Origin of the sequence: Streptomyces rubellus (assembly GCF_036323805.1) — a bacterium.
In the GTDB taxonomy this organism is placed as follows: domain Bacteria; phylum Actinomycetota; class Actinomycetes; order Streptomycetales; family Streptomycetaceae; genus Streptomyces.
Map to the genome: position 1 here is coordinate 15,862 of NZ_JAZDCX010000024.1, position 19,395 is coordinate 35,256.

Below are 19,395 nucleotides of genomic sequence, written 5' to 3' on the forward strand. Positions count from 1 at the left end.
CCCGGCCGGGCGGGCGGCCGGGAGCCGGACGGACAACCGGTGCGGTTCACCGCTGTCGCTCGGTGAGTTCGATACGCAGGAGCCGGTCGTCGCCCGGGCGGGGCGGGGTACCGCCCCAGGTCGCCCCGTCGGTGTTGGATGTGGTGATCCAGAGCGAACCGTCGGGCGCGGCCTCGACGGTGCGGATGCGTCCGTACTCACCGGTGTAGTGGGCCATGGGCTCTCCGGTGGCCTCGGGGCCGTCGACGGGCAACTGCCAGAGCCGCTGACCGCCGAGTGCTCCCAGCCACAGCGAGCCACCCACGCAGGTGATGCCCGACGGCGAGGCGTCGTCGGGGTGGAGGGTGAACAGGGGCGGCTCGCCGGTCCCCCCGGCGGTGCCCTCCGTCTCCGGCCAGCCGTAGTCCCGGCCGGGCCGCAGGACGTTCACCTCGTCCCAGGTGCGGTGGCCGAGCTCCGAGGCGTAGGCGGTGCCGTCGGGGCCGAAGGCTATGCCCTGCACGTTGCGGTGACCGCTGGAGTAGATCGGGCCGTCCGCCGGGTTGTCCTCCGGGGCCGTGCCGTCGGGGCGGACACGCAGGATCTTGCCGTTGAACGAGTCGTCGGCGGCGGCGTTCTCCGGTTCGAAGGCGTCGCCGGTGCCGATCCACAGGTTGCCGTCCGGGCCGAACCGCAGCCGCCCGCCGTGGTGCCGGTCGGCCGTCTCGATGCCGTCGAGGACGACCCTCCGTTGCGTGAGCGAGCGCAGGTCCTCACCGACGCTCAGGGCCACCACCCGGTTGGCGGGCGAGGACGACACGTACGCGTACACGGTGCGGTCCTCGGCGAAGCCGGGTGATACGGCGATGCCCAGCAGCCCGCCCTCGGAGCTCCGCTCGACCCCTGGGACCTCGCCGACCGGCTCGGCCTCGCCACCGTCGGCCGGGATGCGGTGGATCATGCCGGACGCCCGCCCCGAGACCAGCGCGGATCCATCCGGCAGGAAGTCCAGCCCCCAGGGCATGTCGAGGCCGTCGGCCAGCTCGGTCACCTCCCCTGGAACGAGCACCCCTTCGGGTGGCGGACCGGCGGATCCGGGTGTGCGGCTCGCTGGTGCCGGGGCCGTCTCCCGCTCGCCGGGTGCCGTGGCGCACCCGGCGAGCAGGAGGGCCGTAGCGGCGCCGGCCACGAGAGTACGGATGCCGTTCACTGTGCCTCCCAGGACTGCGTTTCCATCGATACCGTAGATTCGATATCAGCGACAGTCAAGGCGGATACGGAAATCCGTTATCGTCGATATCGGGCTGCCGTGGGGGCGTGCGGCGCGGTCCGGGGCGGCCGGGCGCGGACTACCGGCTGTCGGCGGCACCGTCCCGGGCGCCGTCCGGGACACGGTCGTAGGTGACGAAGAACGCCCCGCTCTCCAGGGCGGTGTGGTCCACGACCTGCCAGTGCACCGGCGCGAAGGCGGTGCCGCGGGAGAACAGCGGGATGCCGTCGCCGATGGTCAGCGGCCCCACCTTGAGGACCAGCCGGTCGATCTCGCCGTACAGCGCGCTCGCCAGCTCGGCGCCGCCCAGCAGCCAGATGTCCTTGCCGCCCTCCCGCTTCAGCTCCCGCACCTTCACGGCGGGGTCGTCGGCGACCAGTTCGACGGCCGGGTCCGGGCTCTCGGTCAGCGTGCGGGAGAAGACCAGGTGCCGCAGGTGCGGATAGGCGTTGGTGACACCGGCCGCGAGCCCGATCTCGTAGGTGCGGCGGCCTTCGAGGACGGTGTCGAAGTGGGTGCCCGGTTCCGTGACGGACAGCGCGGCCCGTGCCTGGGCGGGCAGGATCTCCGGGTACCGCGCGATCAGGTGCCGCAGATAGTCCTCGGGGATGGGCCAGAAGCCGTCCGGGCCGGTGGGATCGGCGCCGTCCGGGCCGGCGATGAAGCCGTCGAGGGTGGTGGCGATGCAGTAGACGAGTCTGCGCACGGGTGAACGTCCCTTCGTCGGTGGTGGGCCGGGGTGGCGGCACGGTGGCGGTGTCGTGGCGGTGCGGTCCCGGGTGATCACGCCCGGCGGCCGGTCCGGCGGCCACCGGTTTGCGCCTGCCGCGGAGGGCGCGCCGGCGGAACGGCGGCCCGCCGACGCGACGCGGACGTCCGGTGCCCGGCCGACCGGGTGGGTCGGCCGGGCACCGGCTGCCGTGTCCAGCGGAGCGCGGGGGCTACTCCGTGGTGAGGTAGGCGCGTTCGACCGTCTGGACCAGGGTGTTGCCCTGCCGGTCGGTGAGACGGGCCCGCAGGGAGACCGAACCCGGCGTCTTCGGGTGCCTGAGCAGCAGGTGCTTCCCGCCCACCGCCCTGGCCTTCTTCCAGGTCTTCCCCTCGTCGTGGGAGACCTCGAAGGACAGCTTCCGCACCCCTGCCTCCCGGGCCGCGCCCTCCACCGCGAACGGCACCCTGAAGCGCTGCCCGGCCTTCGCCGTGGAGGTCGGGGACAGCTCCGGCGAGAAGCGCACCACCGACAGCGGCAGCCGCTCCCAGGCGTCCTCCGGTGTACGCGCCGAGTCGAACGACCACTCCGCCCGCACCCGGTTGCTCACCGAGGCCTGGGAGACGGGCCGGTACTCCTCGGCCGTCAGCGTGTACCGCCGCTCCCCGGCCGGAAGGACGAGCGGTTCGCCGTCCTCCGGGAGCGGGCCCCAGAAGGGACCCTCGTAGCCGTACTCCGTCAGGAGGCCGTCGTACTCGTCGGCGAAGAGCTCCTCGCCGCCGGCCCGCAGGGAGACGCGTCCCTCGGTGGCGGTCATGGCTCCGCCGTGCCCGGCGCCGTCGGAGTACAGCGGCAGCTGGACGTGCAGCGTGTCGCCCCGCCGGGCGGCGCCGAGCGGCAGCCCCTGCGGATCGATCCGGTCCGCGGGAAGGCCCGGACCGTACACGCCCGCACCCAGCCGCTCCCGGTACGTCCGGCCCGCCTCGTACGTCCGCCGGTCGCCGAACAGCGTCCGCTCGGTCCCGGAGTCCTCGTCGTCGGCGGTCAGGTGGGGCCGCCACGCGATGCCGCCGAGGACGTGGGTGGTGTACGAGGCCGGCAGGGCACGCCGCTCGTCCGTGACGAGCCAGCTGGCCAGGGTGCCGCTCCTGCCGTACGGGTCCACGGGGGCCATGAAGAGGGCGGCGTTCTCGCCGGGGGCCGGTGAGGAGGCCGTGACCTCGACCTTCGCCAGGTCCTCGGGCCCCACCTCGGCGGTGAAGCCGCCCAGGTCCGCACCGCGCCGGTTCCAGGCCAGGTGGTACAGGTCCGCCGGCTCGTCCTCCCCCGTCTCACGGGCCCAGACGCCCTGGTACTGCACGAACGCCTCGTCGTCCGTGTCGGGGCCGACGTGGCCGACCAGGGTGCCGTTCAGGTCCGGGTCCGGGTCGTCCCCGAAGTGGGAGAAGGCGTCGAAGTAGCTGGGGTAACCCCCGGCCGCGGGCGCCAGCCTCTCCGCGCACTCGTACACGCAGTACCCCACCTCCGCGTGCACGGCCCTGGTCTCGCCGGTCCCGTCGCCGGGGAGGGTGACGGAGACCGGCTCGGCCTCGCGGGCGTCCATGGTGACGGTCATGTCCCGGTCCAGGTTCAGCCCGGGCCGCAGCAGCAGGGCCGTCTCGTCCTCCCCCTCCTTCACCGGCACCAGGCTCTCCAGGGCGTAGCGGCCCCTGGGCAGCCGGAAGGTGAACTCGTCCCCGATAAACGGGCGTTCGGAGCCGTCCGGGCCGAGGAGGAAGGTGAAGCCGTCCTCGGCCGGTCTGCCGTCGGCGTCGAGGTGCCGGATGGTCAGGTTGTACGACTCGGGCTCGCGGTGCACGCCGAGGGCGGTGCGCACGGTGGTGGCCCCGTCGGCGGAGACGGCGGTGAGGACCCCGCCGAACGCCTCCTCCTTCTCGGTGGTCCGGGTGTCGGCGGTCACCTCCGCCGTGGCCGTGCCGCCGGGCGGGACGGTCAGCGTCCGGGGCGAGACGGTAAACATCCCCTCGGGGACGGCGGCGTCGTCCGTCCGCACCGACAGCTCCAGCTCGACGGGCTTCCCGCCCATGTTGCGGTAGGTGACCTCCTTCGTCTCCGGCTCCCGGACGGTGTGCGGCCAGGGCACCAGGGTGAAGTTCACCGGGCCGCCCTCGGCGAAGACCTCCCGCTCCAGGGCGGCGGCCACGTCCACCCGGCCGGTGCCCTGCTCGTAGACGGTGTACGGACCGGGCACGGTGCTGCCGGTCAGCACGGACTTGAGCCGCTCGCCGTCCCAGCCGGGGTTCTTCTGGAGCAGCAGCGCCACGGCGCCCGCCACATGCGGGGCGGCCATCGAGGTGCCGTCCAGGGAGGCCACTCCGGTGCCCTCCTCGTCGAACAGTCCGGCGGCGGCGGCGACGATGCCGGCGCCGGGAGCCGTCAGATCCGGCTTGACGTCGCCGTCCCCGACGCGCGGCCCCCGGGAGGAGAAGTCGGCGAGCCGGTCCTCCTTGTCGACGGCGCCGACGGTCAGCGCCGCCTCCGCGGTCCCCGGGGAGCGGAGCGCGCCGGGACCGCCCGCCCCCTCGTTGCCGGCGGCGACGACGAAGAGGGTGTCGGACTCGGCGGAGAGCCGGTTGACGGCCTCCTCCATGATGTCCGTGTGCGGCTGGTCGGGCCAGCCCAGGCTCATGTTGACCACCTGGGCGCCCTGCTCGACGGCCCACTCCATCCCGGCGACGACGTCCGACTCCCGGCCCCCGCCCTGGTCGTCGAGGACCTTGCCGTCGAGCAACCGGACGGCGGGGGCGACGCCGGTGCCCTTCAGCTTCTGCCCGGTGCCGGCGACGGTGGAGGCGACATGGGTGCCGTGGCCGAGCCGGTCGGCGGTGTCCGGGGCCTCGGAGAAGTTCTTGTGCGCGATCACCTGGCCGGCCAGGTCGGGGTGGGAGCCGTCCACACCGGTGTCCAGGACCGCGACCGTCACGCCCTCGCCGTCGTAACCCGCCTCCCAGGCGGCCGGGGCACCGATCTGCGGGACGCTCTCGTGCAGGGTCGCCTCGACCCGGCCGTCGAGGCGGATCTCCCGGACGCCGGAGGAGGACGCCAGCCGGGCCGGGTCGCCGGAGGAACCGCCGCCGTCGGTGACCGCCGTCCAGAAGTCGTCGCCCCGGTTCTTGCGGGGCCGTACGGCACTGCCGTTGACGGCCGGCAGCTTCCGGCCGACCTTCGCCCCGGCCTCGGTGAGCGGCTTCTCCGGCGGGGTCCGCCCGCCCGCGTGCCTGACGATCAGCGGCAGATCGGACCGCTCCCGGTCGTCGTAACCCATCTCGATCAGCTCAGTGACGTCGAACAGCCGCGCGTCGAGCTTCCCCCGGGCGACCAGCGGGGCCGCGTCGACCGGCAGGACGTGGGTGTGGCCGTCGACGCTGCGGACCGAGAAGGCGACCTTCTCCCGGCCCTCGGCCCGCTCGATCCGGGCCACCCGGCCGGACGCCTCGACGTGCACGGTGTCGCCGGTGACCAGCGTCACCGCCCGCCGGTCGCCGGTGCGCTCCCCGGCGTTCTCCCCGGCGCCCGGCGAGGGTGCCGCCAGGGCCCCGCCGGCCGGTGTGACGGCCAGTACCGCCGCCAGTACCGCCGCCAGACCGGCCGACGCGGCGTGCGTGCCCGGGTGTCCCGGGCGGTTCGGACGACTCGGGTGTCTCTGATGTCTCGGATGTCTTCCGGGCATGTGCGCTGTGCTCCCGTCTCGCTCGGTGTGAGCACACCGCGGGTGCGCGGAGCGGAGGTGCGGCACGGGCGCGGAGCGTTCACACGGTCCGGGTGGTGCGTTCACTCCGTCACATGGGCGGGAGGAGAGCGGGGTTGCGCGACGGGAGCGGGATTGGCGCATTCCCTGCGCCGGGGCCGAAACGGATCGGTCGCCGGAGCCCGGTCCGGGCACCGGCGACCGGGGCGGTACGGTGCGGGCCGCCGCACGGCGGGGCGGGCCCGTCCGGCCGCTCCGCCTCAGCGGCCGGATCCCCCGGCCGGCGGGCGGCGGAGGCGGGCGAGCAGCCGTTCGGCGGCGTCCAGGGCCGGTTCGCGCACCACGTAGTGGGTGATGCCCCAGCGCCGCTCGTACTCGGCCAGTGCGGCGGCGATCTCCTCCTCGGTGCCGATCCAGGCGTACGGCGCGGCCAGGACGTCCCGCACGGTGCAGCCGACCTGCTCGGCGAAGCGGTGCGCGGCGGCCTCCGCGTCGTCGGTGACCTCCACCACCTGGACGAGCGCCTCGCGTACCGGCCCGTTCTCCCGTCCGGCGGCGGCCCGTTCGACCAGTTCTACCTGCCGGTCGACGTCCTCGGTCCGCCACCGCGCCTCGTGGCGGTGCCCGTCCTCCAGGGTGCGGCCGAGCCCGCTCAGCCCGACGGTGTCCGCGTGCCGTGTGGCCCACCGCAGGAGGGCGGAGTTGCCGCCGCCGAAGGTGAACGGCACCCGGTCCCGCACGGGGCGGGGGGCGTCCAGCCGGGCCGCCCGGGCGTACGCCTCCGGGCCGTCGAGAGTGACCTCCTGCCCCGCCAGCAGCGCGCGGCACGCCTCGGCCACGGCGATGAAGCGCCGTACGCGGCCCGCGACGTCCGGGCGGTGCGAGCCGAGCATGGCCCACTCGGCGGGGGTGTGCCCGGCGCACAGAGGCCGCGCGCTACGCCTCCGGAGCCGTCCCGGCCGGGCGGGACGGCCGGGCCGGGCGGGACGACGGGCGGACGAAGGGGCGGTCCCGGTCGGTGACGGCGCCGGCCGGGCCGGCGGCCCGCAGCACGACGTCGAGCGCCCGGTCCCGGTCGGCGGCGTACCGCCCGCTCGCCCAGGCGGCGTTGGCCTCGACCACCGCCCAGTGCCCGTCGGCCGTCTCCCCGACGTCCACGACGATCGCGGTGGGCAGCGTACGGCCGCGGGCTGCGAGCAGTTCCGTGCCGAAGGCGCGGGCGCCGTCCGGCAGCGGGCCGGGGCTGAGCCGTCCCCGCTCCGCGTACCGGCTGCCGGTGTGCACCGCGCCGTCGAGCACGTACAGCCGGTACTCGGCGGTGAACTCCAGTACGTCCGCGACCAGCACGGTCGTCTCCGGATCCACCGCGTCCGGGCCGGGCAGCCGCGAGCCGTCCGGGTAGACGCGCGCCGGTACGCCCTTGTCGTTGGGCGACTTGACGAACGCGGGCCGCCGCAGCTCGTACGCCTCGCGGATCGGCACGGCCAGGATCTCGCGCCGGGTGTACGCGCGGGGCAGCCGGGCGAGCCAGTCGGCGGGCGCCTCCAGCGGGGCGATGCCCAGGACGGGCGCCACGGCGTCCGCGAAGGACGGCCCGGCGTGCAGGTGCCGGGCGCGCAGGCCGTCGGGCACCTCGAAGGCGGACAGTCGGACGGTTCGCAGGCCGCGCCGCCGGGCGGCCGCCGCCAGGACGCGCGCGGAGCCGGTGAGCCGGGGCGGCAGGACGAGGGTCGCGGGTGCCGGGTTCGCGCGTGTGGTCACAGGCCGCGAGCATGGTGCACGGGCGGCCGTCCGGACCACCGGACATCCGGGGCCCGGGCCGGTGTCGGCGGCCCGGGGTAGATTGCACCGATCACTCACGGTTCGACGACTGGGGGGCTCGACATGGCTCTGTTCGGGAACGCGCACGCGATCGACCCGGCCACCGCGCAGCAGGACTACGCGCGGCTGCTGGGTCAGGGCGAGCGGGTGCACGCCGCGTACCTGCTGATCCGCGACACCATCCTGTTCACCGACCGCCGGCTGATCCTCGTCGACAAGCAGGGCATCACCGGCAAGAAGACGGAGTACCACTCCATCCCGTACCGGAGCATCACGCACTTCTCGGTGGAGACCGCCGGGACCTTCGACCTCGACGCGGAGCTGAAGATCTGGATCTCCGGCAACGCCGTGCCGGTCCAGAAGACCTTCACCAAGGGCGTCGACATCTACGAGGTGCAGGCGATCCTGACGCAGTTCGTGACGGGCTGACCGGCCGGGACGGGGGCACAGTGGGGGTATGAGCACCAGCACGGTGACCGGCCCCCCGCGCCGTCCGCGGCCCGTGCCGGGCGGGCGCCCGGCGGACACCCGGCGCGTCTGGTACGCGGCCTACGGTTCGAACATGCACCGCGAGCGCCTGATGTGCTACCTCGCCGGGGGCTGCCCGCCCGGCGGTGCCCGGACGTACCCGGGCTGCCGCGATCCCCGGCCGCCCGAGCGGTCGCTGCCGGTGCTGCTGCCCGGGCTGCTGTACTTCGCCACCTCCTCGCCGGTGTGGGGCGGCGGCGGCCGGGCCTTCCACGACCCCGACGGCGGCGGTGAGACGCCCGCGTACGCCCATCTCCTCACCGCCGCCCAGTTCCGTGACATCGCGGCCCAGGAGATGTACCGGGAACCGGGCGCCGGGCCGGACGACCAGGGCCCGGACCCGGACCTGGCCGGGGCGGTGGCACGCGGCCGGGTACGGCTGGGCCCGGGCCGCTACGAGACGCTGGTGTGCCCCGGGCTGCTGGACGGCCGCCCCGTCCTCACCTTCACCGCCCCCTGGCGCCGCGGCGAGGTGGACGGCAACCCGCCGTCGGCCGCGTATCTGCGGCATCTGACGGCGGGGCTGGTGGCGGCGCACGGCTGGAGCGCGGCGCGGGCGGCGGAGTACCTGGCCACCCGGCCGGGGGCGGCCGGGCACTGGACGCCGGAGGAGGTGGCCGCGCTGATCGCGTGAGCCCGGCCGTACCGGGCCGGCGCGGCGCGGGCACCGGGGCCGGGCGTCGTCACGGCCGGACCGCGACCCGCCAGCCGGGGTTGTACGTGTCCGGCACCGGGTGCAGCGGCCAGTCGCGGGCCCACTCCGGGGGTTCCGCCTCGCGCAGCACCACGGCGTCGGGCCGGGCCGGGGAGCCGTACTCCAGCGGGGCGCAGCCGGCGGTATGGGCGAGGGGGATGGTCATGCTGGTCGCCTTGATGCCGCACGGCGGGGCCACCCCGTGCTCGCGCAGCACCTCGGTGATCTTCCGCCAGTCGTCGCGCGCCCGCTCCTGGATGGAGCCGTGCGCGTGCGCCAGGGTGAGCTGTACGGCCGGCTGGCCCGCCATGACGAGGACCAGGGCGGCCGCCAGAGGCCGGGAGCGGCGGGCCCGGTCCGCGGCGGCGAGCAGGCCGAGGGCGGCGGGCAGGGCCAGCAGGGCGTAGCCGGGCAGCAGGAAGCGCGGTGCCGCGTAGGGGACGAGCAGCAGGTACGGCGCCATCGACGCGGCCGCCACGGCCACCGCGAGCCACAGCGGCGCCCTGCCCGCACCCGCGTCCGCACCCGTCGCCGCCCCGGCGCGCCGCGCCGCCCACAGACCGAGCGCGACCAGCGCCGGGAGCAGCACCCACCACCCCAGCGCGGGCAGCCGTACGCCGTCCCCCGCGCAGGGGCGGCACAGCAGCGGCCCGTCGAGGGCGGTGAGATGGGCGGTCAGGCTCAGGACGGGGCTGATGCCGCCCTGGGTCTCGCCGGCCCGGGCCAGCCGCTCCGGCACCCCGCCGAACCGCACCTGCGCCTCGACCACCCACGGCAGCGCGCCCGCCGCGACCCCGGCCACCACGGCCAGGGACCGGCCCCGCCACCGGCCCCCGGCCCGCAGGGCGGGCACCGCGAGGGCGGCCGCCAGCAGCGGGGCGGCGACGGCCACGCCGTCGTTGGGCCGCATCAGGGTCACCACGGCCAGGCCCGCGGCCGCCCCGGCGTACCGCGCGCGGCCGGGGCGGGGGTGCAGGAGGCAGCCGGTGGCCGCGACCGCGCCCATCGCCGTGTAGTGGTTGGGCATGGCGGAGTTCGCGTAGAACAGGGGGACCCACAGGGTGCCGTACAGCGCCGCGGCCACCCACACCGCCGACGGCCGGGGCAGCACCCGCAGCCAGGGCCGGAAGCCCAGCCAGAGCGCGGCACCGGACAGGAGCAGCAGCCAGAGCCGCAGCAGGAGGACCGAGTCGCTCCAGGAGGCGACCGGGGCGATCAGCAGCGGTACGCCCCGGGTGCGCGGGGCGCTGAACGGGGTCGGCGGGCCGTACGGGCCGAAGCGGCTGGCGTAGACGAGTTCGTCCCAGCCCAGCGGCAGGGTGACGGGCACGAGCAGGGCGGCCAGTACGGTCACCGCCGCGCAGACCAGCAGTAATCGCCGGTGTGCCCGCCGCGGGGCCGCCGGGTCCGGAGCGGTGCCGCCGGGGGCGGGCGCCGGGCGTCCCGGTGCCGCCGGCCCGTCCGTCGCTGCCGTCATACGCCCTCCGGTTGCGCCCTCCAGCCGGTCGCACGCGTCCCACACGTCGTACCGGACAAGCAGACCATCACACCCATGATGCGCCCCGGGCCGTTCCGGAGGCCCCGGCGGGGGCGGGCCGGTGGCCCGTTCGCGTGGTCCGGCCGTACCGGGCCCGGGACGCGGAGGCTCCGGCATCCGTGTCCGCCCCGGCCCGGCGCCCCCGGCCCCCGCCGCCCACCTGCCGGTGACCGGCCGGTCACCGGCAGGTCACCCGGACCGTCCGGGCACCCGCCGGACGGCGGCCCGCCACACCGGTCCGGGCGCACTGTGGCAGAGTCGTGCCCAGAGCGTCCGGGATTTCTACCGATCGGTACGTACCAATCCGGGCGGAACGCGGCCCGCCCGCCGGGCGGGCCCACGGCAGCATCCCCCACCGGTACTCTCGACCGGTTCACGTTCGAAGAAGCGGAGTACAGCGGTGGTACGGATCGGACTGGGCGCTGTGGTGGCCCTGGCACGTGAGGTCTCCGAGGAGATCCTGGCTCCCCAGGCGGCGGCCGTGGACGCCGAGCGGCGGTGGCCGGACAAGGGCATGGCCGCCCTGCGGTCCCGGCTGGGCGGGCTGGTGGTGCCCGAGCACTCCGGCGGAATGGGGCACGGGCTGCCCGCGGTGGCCCAGGTCGGCGAGGTGACGGGGCAGGCGTGCGCGTCGACGTCCATCTGCTTCGGCATGCACCTCGTCGGCTCGGCGGTGATCGCCGCGAAGGCCGGCGCGAAGCAGCGCGAGCACTACCTGGAGCCGATCGCGGCCGGGGAGCACCTGACCACCCTGGCGCTGTCGGAACCGGGGACGGGCGGCGAGTTCTGGCTGCCGCAGACCCGTATGGAGCGCGCCGAGCCGGACCGGCTGCGGCTGACCGGCACCAAGAGCTTCGTCACCAACGGCGGCCACGCCGACTCCTATGTGCTGTCCACCGTCGCGGCCGGCCCCGGTACCCCGCCCGGCCAGTTCTCCTGCACGGTGGTCGACGGCGACACGCCGGGTCTGGAGTGGGGCCCCGCCTGGCAGGGCTTCGGGATGCGCGGCAACGCCTCGCGCGGTCTGGAGCTGCCCGGCGTGGAGATCCCCGACTGGTGTCTGCTGGGGGAGGAGGGCGACGAGATCTGGTACGTCTTCAACGTCGTCGCCCCCTACTTCCTGACGGCCATGGCCGGCACCTACCTGGGCGTGGCCACCGCCGCCCTGGAGGAGGCCCGCACCCATCTGCTGGCCCGGCGGGCACGCGGGGGCCGGGCCATGGCGGGCCAGCCGGTCGTACAGCACCGGCTGGGCACCATGTGGGCGCGGGTGGAGCGCACCCGGCGGCTGATCTACCACGCCGCCGCCGAGGCGGAGGCCGGCGGCCCCATGGCCCTGGCCGCGCTGGCGTCGGCCAAGGCCGAGGTCGCCGACGCGGCCGTGGAGACGGTCAACGACGCGCTGACCCTGGTCGGCGGGGTCGGCTACGGGGAGAACTCCCCGCTGCAGCGGATGCTGCGCGACGCCCGTGCCGCCCATGTGATGGCCCCGGTCACCGACCTGCTGCGGGTGTGGACCGGGCGCGCCCTGCTGGACGAGCCGCTGCTGGAAGACTGACCGAAGTGAACGAGAAGACCGCACCGAACCAGTCGGCCGATCCCAGGAACCGCGTCCTGCTGGTCGACGTCCTGCGCGAGACCGCGGACGAGTTCCGGGCCGTCCTCGCCCCGGGGGCCGAGCTGGTCCCGGTCACGGCCGCGGAGGTGCTGGAACACACCGGCGGCACCCCCGGCGAGCGCCGTCCCACGGTGGTGGTGATCGGACGGCGGGTGCCGGCCCCGGTCGGCCTGATCCACTCCGTCCATCCCCACCAGTCGGACCTGGCGGTGGCCGTGGTCTCCGTCGCCAACCACGACCCCCGGCTCGCCACCCTGCCGATCCTCTTCTCCGCCGACCTCGTCCGCCAGGTGCCGGACACCCAGGCCGACCTGCTGCCGGACGTGGCGCGCGAGCTGCTGGCGGGCATCGCCCGGCGGCGCGACCGCGCCGCGGTGCGGGCCGCCGCACAGCGGCAACTGGCCTCCGGCACGGCGGCCGACCACCGGCCGGGGGAGCGGCTGCTGGGCGAGCTGCTGGTCCAGGCGCCGATCGGCGCGCTGATGCTGGACGACGACGGCGCGCTGGTCGCCTGGAACCACCGGGCCGCCGACATCCTGGAACTGAACGGGACCGAATCGCTGCGCCGCCCGCTGGCCGAACTGTTCCCGCCGGGCGACCGCGCCGCGCTGCGGCAGCACCTGGCCGTCTCCGGGGAGGACTACGCCGCCGGTCCCGACGTGGTCTTCGAGCGCACCCGCTCCGACGGCACCGGCCAGGCCCTGCGCGTCGCGCCCCAGCGGGTCACGGACGCCGAGGGCCACCGCCGCCTGCTGGTCCTCGCCGAGGACGTCACCGACCGCATGCACGCGCAGCGCAAGCTCGCCGAGCGCACCGGCCACGCCCTGCTCAGCGCGGAGGTGGCCGCCGCCATGACGGCCCCGGGGGAACTGGCCGAGCGCCTGGGCCGCTGTGTGCGGGCCGCCGCGGACCGGCTGGGCGCCGCCCGGGTGTGCATCTGGACGCTGCGGCCGTCCCGGGAGCCGGAGCACACCGTCTGCGCCGAGGCCGACCCCGACGACGGCGGCACGGGGGGCGGAGACGACGTCCCCCTCCACCCGGAGACCGAGCGGGCCCTGGTCGAGCGGATCGCCGCCGCGCGCCGTCCCCTGCTGGACACCGTGCCCGAGGACATCCGGCCCCGGGGGGCGTTCGCCGGCTATCCGCTGGTCTCCGGCGGCGAACTGCTCGGCGTGCTCTCCCTGACCACCCGGCTGACCCTGCCCGGGTCCACCCTGTCGGTCCTGGAGAGCATCGCCGACCAGATAGCCGTCGGCATCCAGCAGGACCGGCTGATGCACCGGCTGCGCGAGGCCACCCGGGCCCTGGAGGAGCCGCTGCTGCCGCCCCGGCTGCCCGAGCTTCCCGGCTTCGACCTGGCGGCCCGCTACCACCCCTTCGGCAGCGGTCTGCACATCGGCGGGGACTTCTACGACGCCTTCACGGTGCCCGACGGCCGGCACGTCCTGGTCCTGGGGGACGTCTGCGGCAAGGGGCCGGGCGCCGCCGCCATCACCGGCCTGGTGCGCCACACCCTGTGGGCGGCGGCCCAGCAGGATCCCGAGCCCGCCCATGTCCTCGGGCTCGTCAACCGCGCCCTGCGCCGCCAGAGCACCCCCTTCTGCACCCTCACCTACGCCGTCCTCACGCCCTACCCCGGACCGGACGGGTCCGCCCGCCTCCGGCTGGTCTCCGCCGGGCACCCCGCCCCCCTGCTGCGCCGGGCCGACGGCACCACCGTGCCCCTGGAGATACGCGGTCCGCTCCTGGGCGTCCTGGAGGAGCTGCACCATCCGGTGGCCGAGGTGGCGCTGTCCCCCGGCGAGACCCTCGTGCTGTACACCGACGGCTTCACCGAGGGGGCCGGCCGGGAGGACCGGCGGGAGTCCGAGGACCTGGCCGCCCTCGTCGCCGCGCAGCCGGTGCCGCCGCCCGGCGACACCGGGCGGCCGGCGAACGACATCGCCGCGGCGCTGCTGCGGGACGCCCACGACTGGTGGGGGGAGCGGCTCCGCGACGACCTGGCCGTACTGGTCCTCACCGCCCTCGGCCGAGCCCCGTCCCGTTGAGGCAGAGGGCGATGTTGCGCACCGCCGCGGTGAGCTCCTCGATGACCCGGGCCGCCTGCTCGGCGTCGTGGAAGGCGGGGCGGTCGGCGGCGAGCGAGGTGCCGAGGGAGTTGTTGAGGTCCTCCGTGAGCCGGCGCACCGCGTCGATGTCCCCGGTGGGGGGTGCCGCCGGGGCGGCGGCCGGCTGAGCGGCGGCCGGCGCGGGGGTCTCCGCCGGTGCCGGGGGCGCCGCGGGGGCGGGCGCGGCCTCGGCGGGTGCCGGAGCCTGTGGCGGCGCCGGGCACTCGGCGGGAGCGGGCGGCGCGGCAGGCGCGGCGTCCTCCGCCGTCTCCGCGGACGCACCGCCCGTCGTACGGCCGGGGGGCTCCGGCCGGTCCGCGGCGGGGGCGCCGGGACGGGCCGCCCCGGAGCCGTTCGCGGTCGCCGGGACGTCCCACCGCTTCTCGGGCTTCACCACGTCCGGCGAGAACCGCGCCTGGGCCGGCAGCGCGTTCTCGGTGCCCGGCGACCACAGCGGGGTGCCCTGCCGCGGCGCCGGGGCCGGGGCGCCGGCGTGCTCGGCCCGCCACTGCAGCCGGTAGCACTCCACCTGGTCGGCACAGGCGGTGCGGGCGTGGAAGATCGCGCTGTTCTCGCCCAGTTCCGGGTACCAGAGGTTCGGCCCGGGGAACCGCACCGTGCGCATCCGGGGCTTGACGGGTTCCGCGCAGCCGATGCAGCAGCCCACCGGTACGCACAGCCCGCCGCCCTCGCGCCGCGCCGCCTCCCGGGGACCGGTCTCGCCCCGGTACTCCCCGTTGCCGCACGGCGGCAGTTCGCCGCAGGTGCGGCAGACCGCGTAGTGCTCGGGCAGCACCTGCCAGTTGTGGCCGATGGGCGCGCACCAGTGCTTGGGCGCGGAGCGGGGGAAGTTCTCGTTGCGCAGGACCAGGATCACCGGCCGCTTGTAGAACTCGGAGCGTTCAGGGGGCAGCGTGTTCAGCCGCCCGTTCGTCCGGCGCAGGTCCTCGGAGTGCCGCCACAGCTCGACGTGTTCGCGCCAGGCGCGTTCGTAGGAGAGCGGCCACGGGTGGTCGCGGTACTCGTTGATCTCCAGGATCCGCCAGGGCTGCCGGTCGAAGACGACGACGTGCCCGGGGCGCAGGCGGAGGTACGTACCGTCCTCGCCCTCCTTCGGCCAGTCGACGCGGCCCACCCGGGTGGGCTGGTCGGGGAGCCCTTCGCGGACATGCATGACACGCTCCTCGGCAACGGGACAACCATGGTCATCATGGAGCAGTTTCTATCATTCTGGAGCATTTCGGACCGTTAACCGTTCAGACACGCTCATGGCCGTACGGGCACCGGACATGACGGGCAGTCAGCCGCACGGGGTGCGCCGGGTGCGGGCGGGGTGTCGGGTGGGGTCGGGACCAGTCCGGGACGGGCACTCCGGACGGTACGATTTACGGCCGTTGCCGCGACACGCGTCATTTCCCCCTCATTGGCCGCAAACCGCACTTGAGTGTCCGGAATACCCGCCCCTCCCCGTCCCCTCCCCGCCGTCGCCGGGTGCAGCCCGTCACCCCTGCCGCAGCCGTCCTCGGCCGCCCGCACACGCAAAGGAACCGGCTGGGACAGGCACGCCCGGGAACCGGTCCGCGCCGATGAGATCGGCACGGCACGCAAGCGCGGCCCGCAGACGGGCGACGGCGGGAGGGGACGGGGAGGGGTGACCGTTCCGGACACTCAAGCGTGATTTGCGGCCGATGAGCGAGCAACAGAACGTGGGGCGGCAACGGCCGTAAATCATGCCGTCCGGAATGGTCGCCCCGGACCGGCCCCGGCCCCCTCACCCACAGAACCCGCACCCCGGGCACAGCCCGGGACACCGCACCCCCGTGCACGGGCACGCGGCGGCCCGGCCGGGAAGCGCCTCCCGGCCGGGCCGCGGTGGTGGGGTGAACCGTTTCCCCGGCCGTGGGGCCGGGGTGAGGGATCAGATCAGACCCTGCGCCACCATCCCCTCCTCCACCAGCTCGAAGCCGGCGATGTTGGCGCCCGCCACGTAGTTGCCGGGCTGCCCGTAGCGCTCGGCCGTGGTGTGGCACAGGTGGTGGATGTGCTGCATGATCTCGGTCAGCCGGGCCTCGGTGTGCTCGAAGGTCCACGAGTCGCGCGAGGCGTTCTGCTGCATCTCCAGGGCGCTGGTGGCCACCCCGCCCGCGTTGGCGGCCTTGCCCGGGCCGAACAGCACGTCGGCCTCGCGCAGCACGCGCACGCCGCCCGGCGTGGTGGGCATGTTCGCGCCCTCGCCGACCGCCTGCACGCCGTTGCGCACCAGCGTCGCCGCGTCCTTCTCGTCCAGCTCGTTCTGGGTGGCCGAGGGCAGCGCCACCTCGCACGGCACCTCCCAGACCCGGCCGCCGGGGACGAAGTGCGCCCCCCTGCGCTCGGCGTACTCGGACAGCCGGGCGCGCTCGGTGAGCTTGACCTGCTTCAGCAGTTCCAGGTCGATGCCCTTCTCGTCCACCACGTAACCGCCGGAGTCGGAGCAGGCGATCGGGGTGGCGCCGAGCTGCCGGGCCTTCTCCATGGCGTAGATGGCCACGTTGCCGGAGCCGGAGACGACCACGCGCTTGCCGTCCAGGGCCTCGCCGCGCGTCTTGAGCATCTCCTCGGTGAAGACGACCAGACCGTAGCCGGTGGCCTCGGTACGGGCCTGCGACCCGCCCCACAGGACGCCCTTGCCGGTCAGGACGCCGGCCTCCCAGCGGTTGGTGATCCGGCGGTACTGGCCGAAGAGGTAGCCGATCTCGCGGCCGCCCACCCCGATGTCGCCCGCCGGGATGTCCGTGTACTCACCCAGATGGCGGTACAGCTCGGTCATGAACGACTGGCAGAAGCGCATGATCTCGGCGTCCGACTTCCCCTTGGGGTCGAAGTCGCTGCCGCCCTTGCCGCCGCCGATCGGCATGCCGGTCAGGGCGTTCTTGAAGGTCTGCTCGAAGCCCAGGAACTTGATGACCCCCAGGTTGACCGACGGGTGGAAACGCAGACCGCCCTTGTACGGGCCGAGCGCGCTGTTGAACTCCACCCGGAAGCCGCGGTTGACGTGGGTCCGCCCGGTGTCGTCGGTCCAGGGGACACGGAAGATGATCTGCCGCTCCGGCTCGCACAGTCGTTCGACGAGGGATTCGTCCAGCAGCTCGGGCCGCAGGGTGAAGACGGGCTCCAGCGACTCGAGCACCTCCCACACGGCCTGGTGGAACTCGTTCTCTCCCGGATTGCGGTGCAGTATCCGGTCGTAGAGTTTCTCGATCACGGGTTCTCCTAGAAGGTGCGGCTCCTTGTGTCCCGCCGTTCCGTGTCCCTACGGAACCTGCACAAACGCATGACGCCGAGCACCAGGAGGCGCTCGGCGTCATCGCACGGCGTGGCGGACTTCCAGCGTGACATGCCAAGGTCATGACGTCTTCCCGAGGTCCCGCACTACGGCCTGGGTGCCCACCCCGGGACGACCGAATCCTCACGGTTGCCCGGCTGACCGCATACCCGGCGCGGCGTCCGGTCATCCGCACCCGCGCGGGCGGGTGCGGATGACCGGACGCCGTTGCCACGGGAGCCCGGGCCCGGCCTCAGGCCGACGGTGTGAGGCCGTCCGGCCGGGGCAGGCCGGCTTCGCCGTGGCCGAGACCCAGGATCTCCGCCACCTCCCACCGCTCCGTGTCCGTGAGGTCGGCGTCGGTCGGCTCCGGGAGCGCGGGCAGCTCGGCCGCCCTCCGCCGGGCCGCGGCGATCACCACGTCGACGTGGGGGAAGCGGGCCTGCGCGGTGCCGGTTCCGGTCGGCTGCCGGGGGGCGGCGCCGGCGAGGCGGGCGGAGAAGTCCGCGCCCGCGCGTCCGCCGTACTCCCCCGCGTACTCGGCCTGTTCGCGGCGCGGACCGGCGCCGGCTCTCTTCCTGCCCATGAGGCGCACTGTATGCCGCCGCGCCGTCCACCGCACCCGGGAGCGGGCGGGCATCCGCGGTGCGGCGGGGCGGACTTGGAAAGAAACCGGAGAGACGTTAGGTTAGGCTCGCCTAACTAAATGGCGGCCCCGCCGTGGGGCGGCCGGACCGTGACGCGTGTCCGGAGGACGGCCGCACCGCCCTCCGACCCACCCCGCACCCCACCGAGGTAGAGCCCCGTGTCCATCGCCCTCCCGCCCTCCGCCGCCCCGCGCTCCGCCTACCCGGCCGACGTGGTCCCCGGACCGGTCCGCCGGCGGCTGCTGGAACTGGCGGCGGGCGAGGCCCCCGTGTCCGCCTACCTCTACGACGGCGAGGCCGCCGCCCGCCGCGCGCGGCAGCTGCGCGCGGCGCTGCCGCCGTGGGCGGCCGTCCACTACGCCGTGAAGGCCAACTCCTTCCCCGGGGTCGTACGGGCGCTGGCCCCGCACGTCGACGGCTTCGAGGTCGCCTCCCGGTCCGAGCTGGAACTGGCCCTGGCCGCCCTGCGGGAGCGGGACGGCGGCCCCGCCGCCGGCGCCCCCGTGCCCGTCGTCGCCGCCGGGCCCGCCAAGTCCGTGCCGGTGCTGACCGCCCTGGTGCGGGCCGGGGTGGAGGCGGTCAACGCCGAGAGCCCGCTGGAGCTGCACCGCATCAGCCGCATCGCCGTCGCCGAGGGCACCACCGCCCGGGTGACGCTGCGCGTCAACCCCGTGGACATCCCCGTCACCGGTTCGCTGAGCATGGGCGGTACGGCCTCGCAGTTCGGCATCCCCGAGCCCGACGTCCCGGAGGTGCTGGGCGAGGCGCTGCGGCTGCCGGGACTGGACGTGACCGGCTTCCACATCCACGCCGCCTCCAACAACCTCGACGCCGACTCCCAGGCCGCCTACCTGCGCTGGTGCGTGGAGTGGGCGGCCAAGACCGCCGACGCGCACGGCGTCGACCTGCGCCACGTCGACATCGGCGGCGGCATCGGGGTGGCCTTCGAGGAGCCCGCGGGCGAACGCCCCTTCGACACGGCCCGCTTCGGCGAGCTCGCCGGACGGGTCCAGCCGCCGCCCGGGGTGAAGGTGATCCTGGAGCCGGGCCGCTTCCTGGTCGCCGACTGCGGCTGGTACGCGGCCGAGGTCACCGACGTCAAGCACAGCTACGGCAGCGCCTTCGCGGTGCTGCGCGGCGGCATCAACCACTTCCAGCTCCCCACCTCCTGGGAGCTGGTGCACAACATCGCCGTCCTGCCCGTCGAGCGCTGGCCCGCGGGGCTGCCCCGGCCCGAGGCGGCCGGGGAGCGCGTCACGGTCGTCGGCGAGCTGTGCACCCCGGAGGACACCCTGCTGCGCGATGTCCTGGTGGACCGCGTCCGCGCCGGCGATCTGGTCGTTTTCCCCTACGCGGGCTCCTACGGCTGGGAGTTCGCCATGCACAGCTTCCTCGGCCATCCGGTCGCGGAACGCCACCTGCTCTGACCCGC

Annotated in this window: 14 protein-coding genes; 5 read left to right on the top strand and 9 right to left on the bottom strand. The window is 75.1% G+C overall.

Translation table 11 applies throughout. From position 1 onward, the window contains the following. Window positions 1-46: 46 nt before the first annotated feature. The 5 genes from V1L54_RS23750 to V1L54_RS23770 form a co-directional block, all read right to left on the bottom strand. Window positions 47-1,030 (bottom strand): PQQ-dependent sugar dehydrogenase, encoded by a 984-nt coding sequence (locus tag V1L54_RS23750; RefSeq protein WP_330120141.1) that lies wholly within the window; start codon window positions 1,028-1,030, stop codon window positions 47-49. A 298-nt stretch (window positions 1,031-1,328) separates the two neighbouring features. Beyond that, complete coding sequence (locus tag V1L54_RS23755; RefSeq protein ID WP_330120142.1) at window positions 1,329-1,955, bottom strand: dihydrofolate reductase family protein; 627 nt, start codon at window positions 1,953-1,955, stop codon at window positions 1,329-1,331. A 235-nt stretch (window positions 1,956-2,190) separates the two neighbouring features. After that, window positions 2,191-5,688 carry a S8 family peptidase gene (locus V1L54_RS23760; protein WP_330120143.1) on the bottom strand — a complete coding sequence of 1,166 codons (3,498 nt, stop codon included), beginning with the start codon at window positions 5,686-5,688 and terminating at the stop codon, window positions 2,191-2,193. A gap of 278 nt (window positions 5,689-5,966) precedes the next feature. Further along, window positions 5,967-6,599 carry a hypothetical protein gene (locus tag V1L54_RS23765; RefSeq protein WP_330120144.1) on the bottom strand — a complete coding sequence of 211 codons (633 nt, stop codon included), beginning with the start codon at window positions 6,597-6,599 and terminating at the stop codon, window positions 5,967-5,969. A 43-nt stretch (window positions 6,600-6,642) separates the two neighbouring features. Further along, window positions 6,643-7,467: an ATP-grasp domain-containing protein gene (locus tag V1L54_RS23770; RefSeq protein WP_330120145.1), complete on the bottom strand. Its 825-nt coding sequence runs from the start codon at window positions 7,465-7,467 to the stop codon at window positions 6,643-6,645. Window positions 7,468-7,590: 123 nt separating this feature from the next. Here V1L54_RS23770 and V1L54_RS23775 point away from each other — a divergent pair, with 123 nt between their 5' ends. Beyond that, window positions 7,591-7,956 carry a PH domain-containing protein gene (locus tag V1L54_RS23775; RefSeq protein WP_330120146.1) on the top strand — a complete coding sequence of 122 codons (366 nt, stop codon included), beginning with the start codon at window positions 7,591-7,593 and terminating at the stop codon, window positions 7,954-7,956. A 28-nt stretch (window positions 7,957-7,984) separates the two neighbouring features. Then, complete coding sequence (locus tag V1L54_RS23780) at window positions 7,985-8,689, top strand: histone deacetylase (protein ID WP_443076768.1); 705 nt, start codon at window positions 7,985-7,987, stop codon at window positions 8,687-8,689. Between the two features lie 49 nt (window positions 8,690-8,738). Here the strand turns inward: V1L54_RS23780 and V1L54_RS23785 are convergent, their stop codons facing one another. Continuing rightward, a complete protein-coding gene (locus V1L54_RS23785) occupies window positions 8,739-10,226 on the bottom strand; it encodes a hypothetical protein (RefSeq protein ID WP_330120147.1) in 1,488 nt (495 codons plus the stop codon). Window positions 10,227-10,686: 460 nt separating this feature from the next. Here V1L54_RS23785 and V1L54_RS23790 point away from each other — a divergent pair, with 460 nt between their 5' ends. Further along, a complete protein-coding gene (locus V1L54_RS23790) occupies window positions 10,687-11,844 on the top strand; it encodes an acyl-CoA dehydrogenase family protein (protein ID WP_330120148.1) in 1,158 nt (385 codons plus the stop codon). A 5-nt stretch (window positions 11,845-11,849) separates the two neighbouring features. Next, the gene (locus V1L54_RS23795) at window positions 11,850-13,952 is read left to right on the top strand and encodes a SpoIIE family protein phosphatase (protein WP_330120149.1); all 2,103 of its coding nucleotides are present in this window, start codon (window positions 11,850-11,852) and stop codon (window positions 13,950-13,952) included. Here the strand turns inward: V1L54_RS23795 and V1L54_RS23800 are convergent. The 3 genes from V1L54_RS23800 to V1L54_RS23810 all read right to left on the bottom strand — a co-directional run bounded on the left by V1L54_RS23800 (window position 13,921) and on the right by V1L54_RS23810 (window position 17,902). Continuing rightward, the gene (locus tag V1L54_RS23800; protein ID WP_330120150.1) at window positions 13,921-15,186 is read right to left on the bottom strand and encodes a hypothetical protein; all 1,266 of its coding nucleotides are present in this window, start codon (window positions 15,184-15,186) and stop codon (window positions 13,921-13,923) included. The two genes, V1L54_RS23795 and V1L54_RS23800, sit on opposite strands and share 32 nt — an antisense overlap. A 744-nt stretch (window positions 15,187-15,930) precedes the next feature. Next, window positions 15,931-17,256 (bottom strand): NADP-specific glutamate dehydrogenase, encoded by a 1,326-nt coding sequence (gene gdhA, locus V1L54_RS23805; RefSeq protein ID WP_330120151.1) that lies wholly within the window; start codon window positions 17,254-17,256, stop codon window positions 15,931-15,933. A gap of 313 nt (window positions 17,257-17,569) precedes the next feature. Then, a complete protein-coding gene (locus tag V1L54_RS23810) occupies window positions 17,570-17,902 on the bottom strand; it encodes a hypothetical protein (protein ID WP_330120152.1) in 333 nt (110 codons plus the stop codon). 219 nt (window positions 17,903-18,121) lie between these two features. Between V1L54_RS23810 and V1L54_RS23815 the strand changes: the two genes are divergently transcribed. Beyond that, window positions 18,122-19,390 (top strand): alanine racemase, encoded by a 1,269-nt coding sequence (locus V1L54_RS23815; RefSeq protein WP_330120153.1) that lies wholly within the window; start codon window positions 18,122-18,124, stop codon window positions 19,388-19,390. Window positions 19,391-19,395 lie beyond the last annotated feature (5 nt).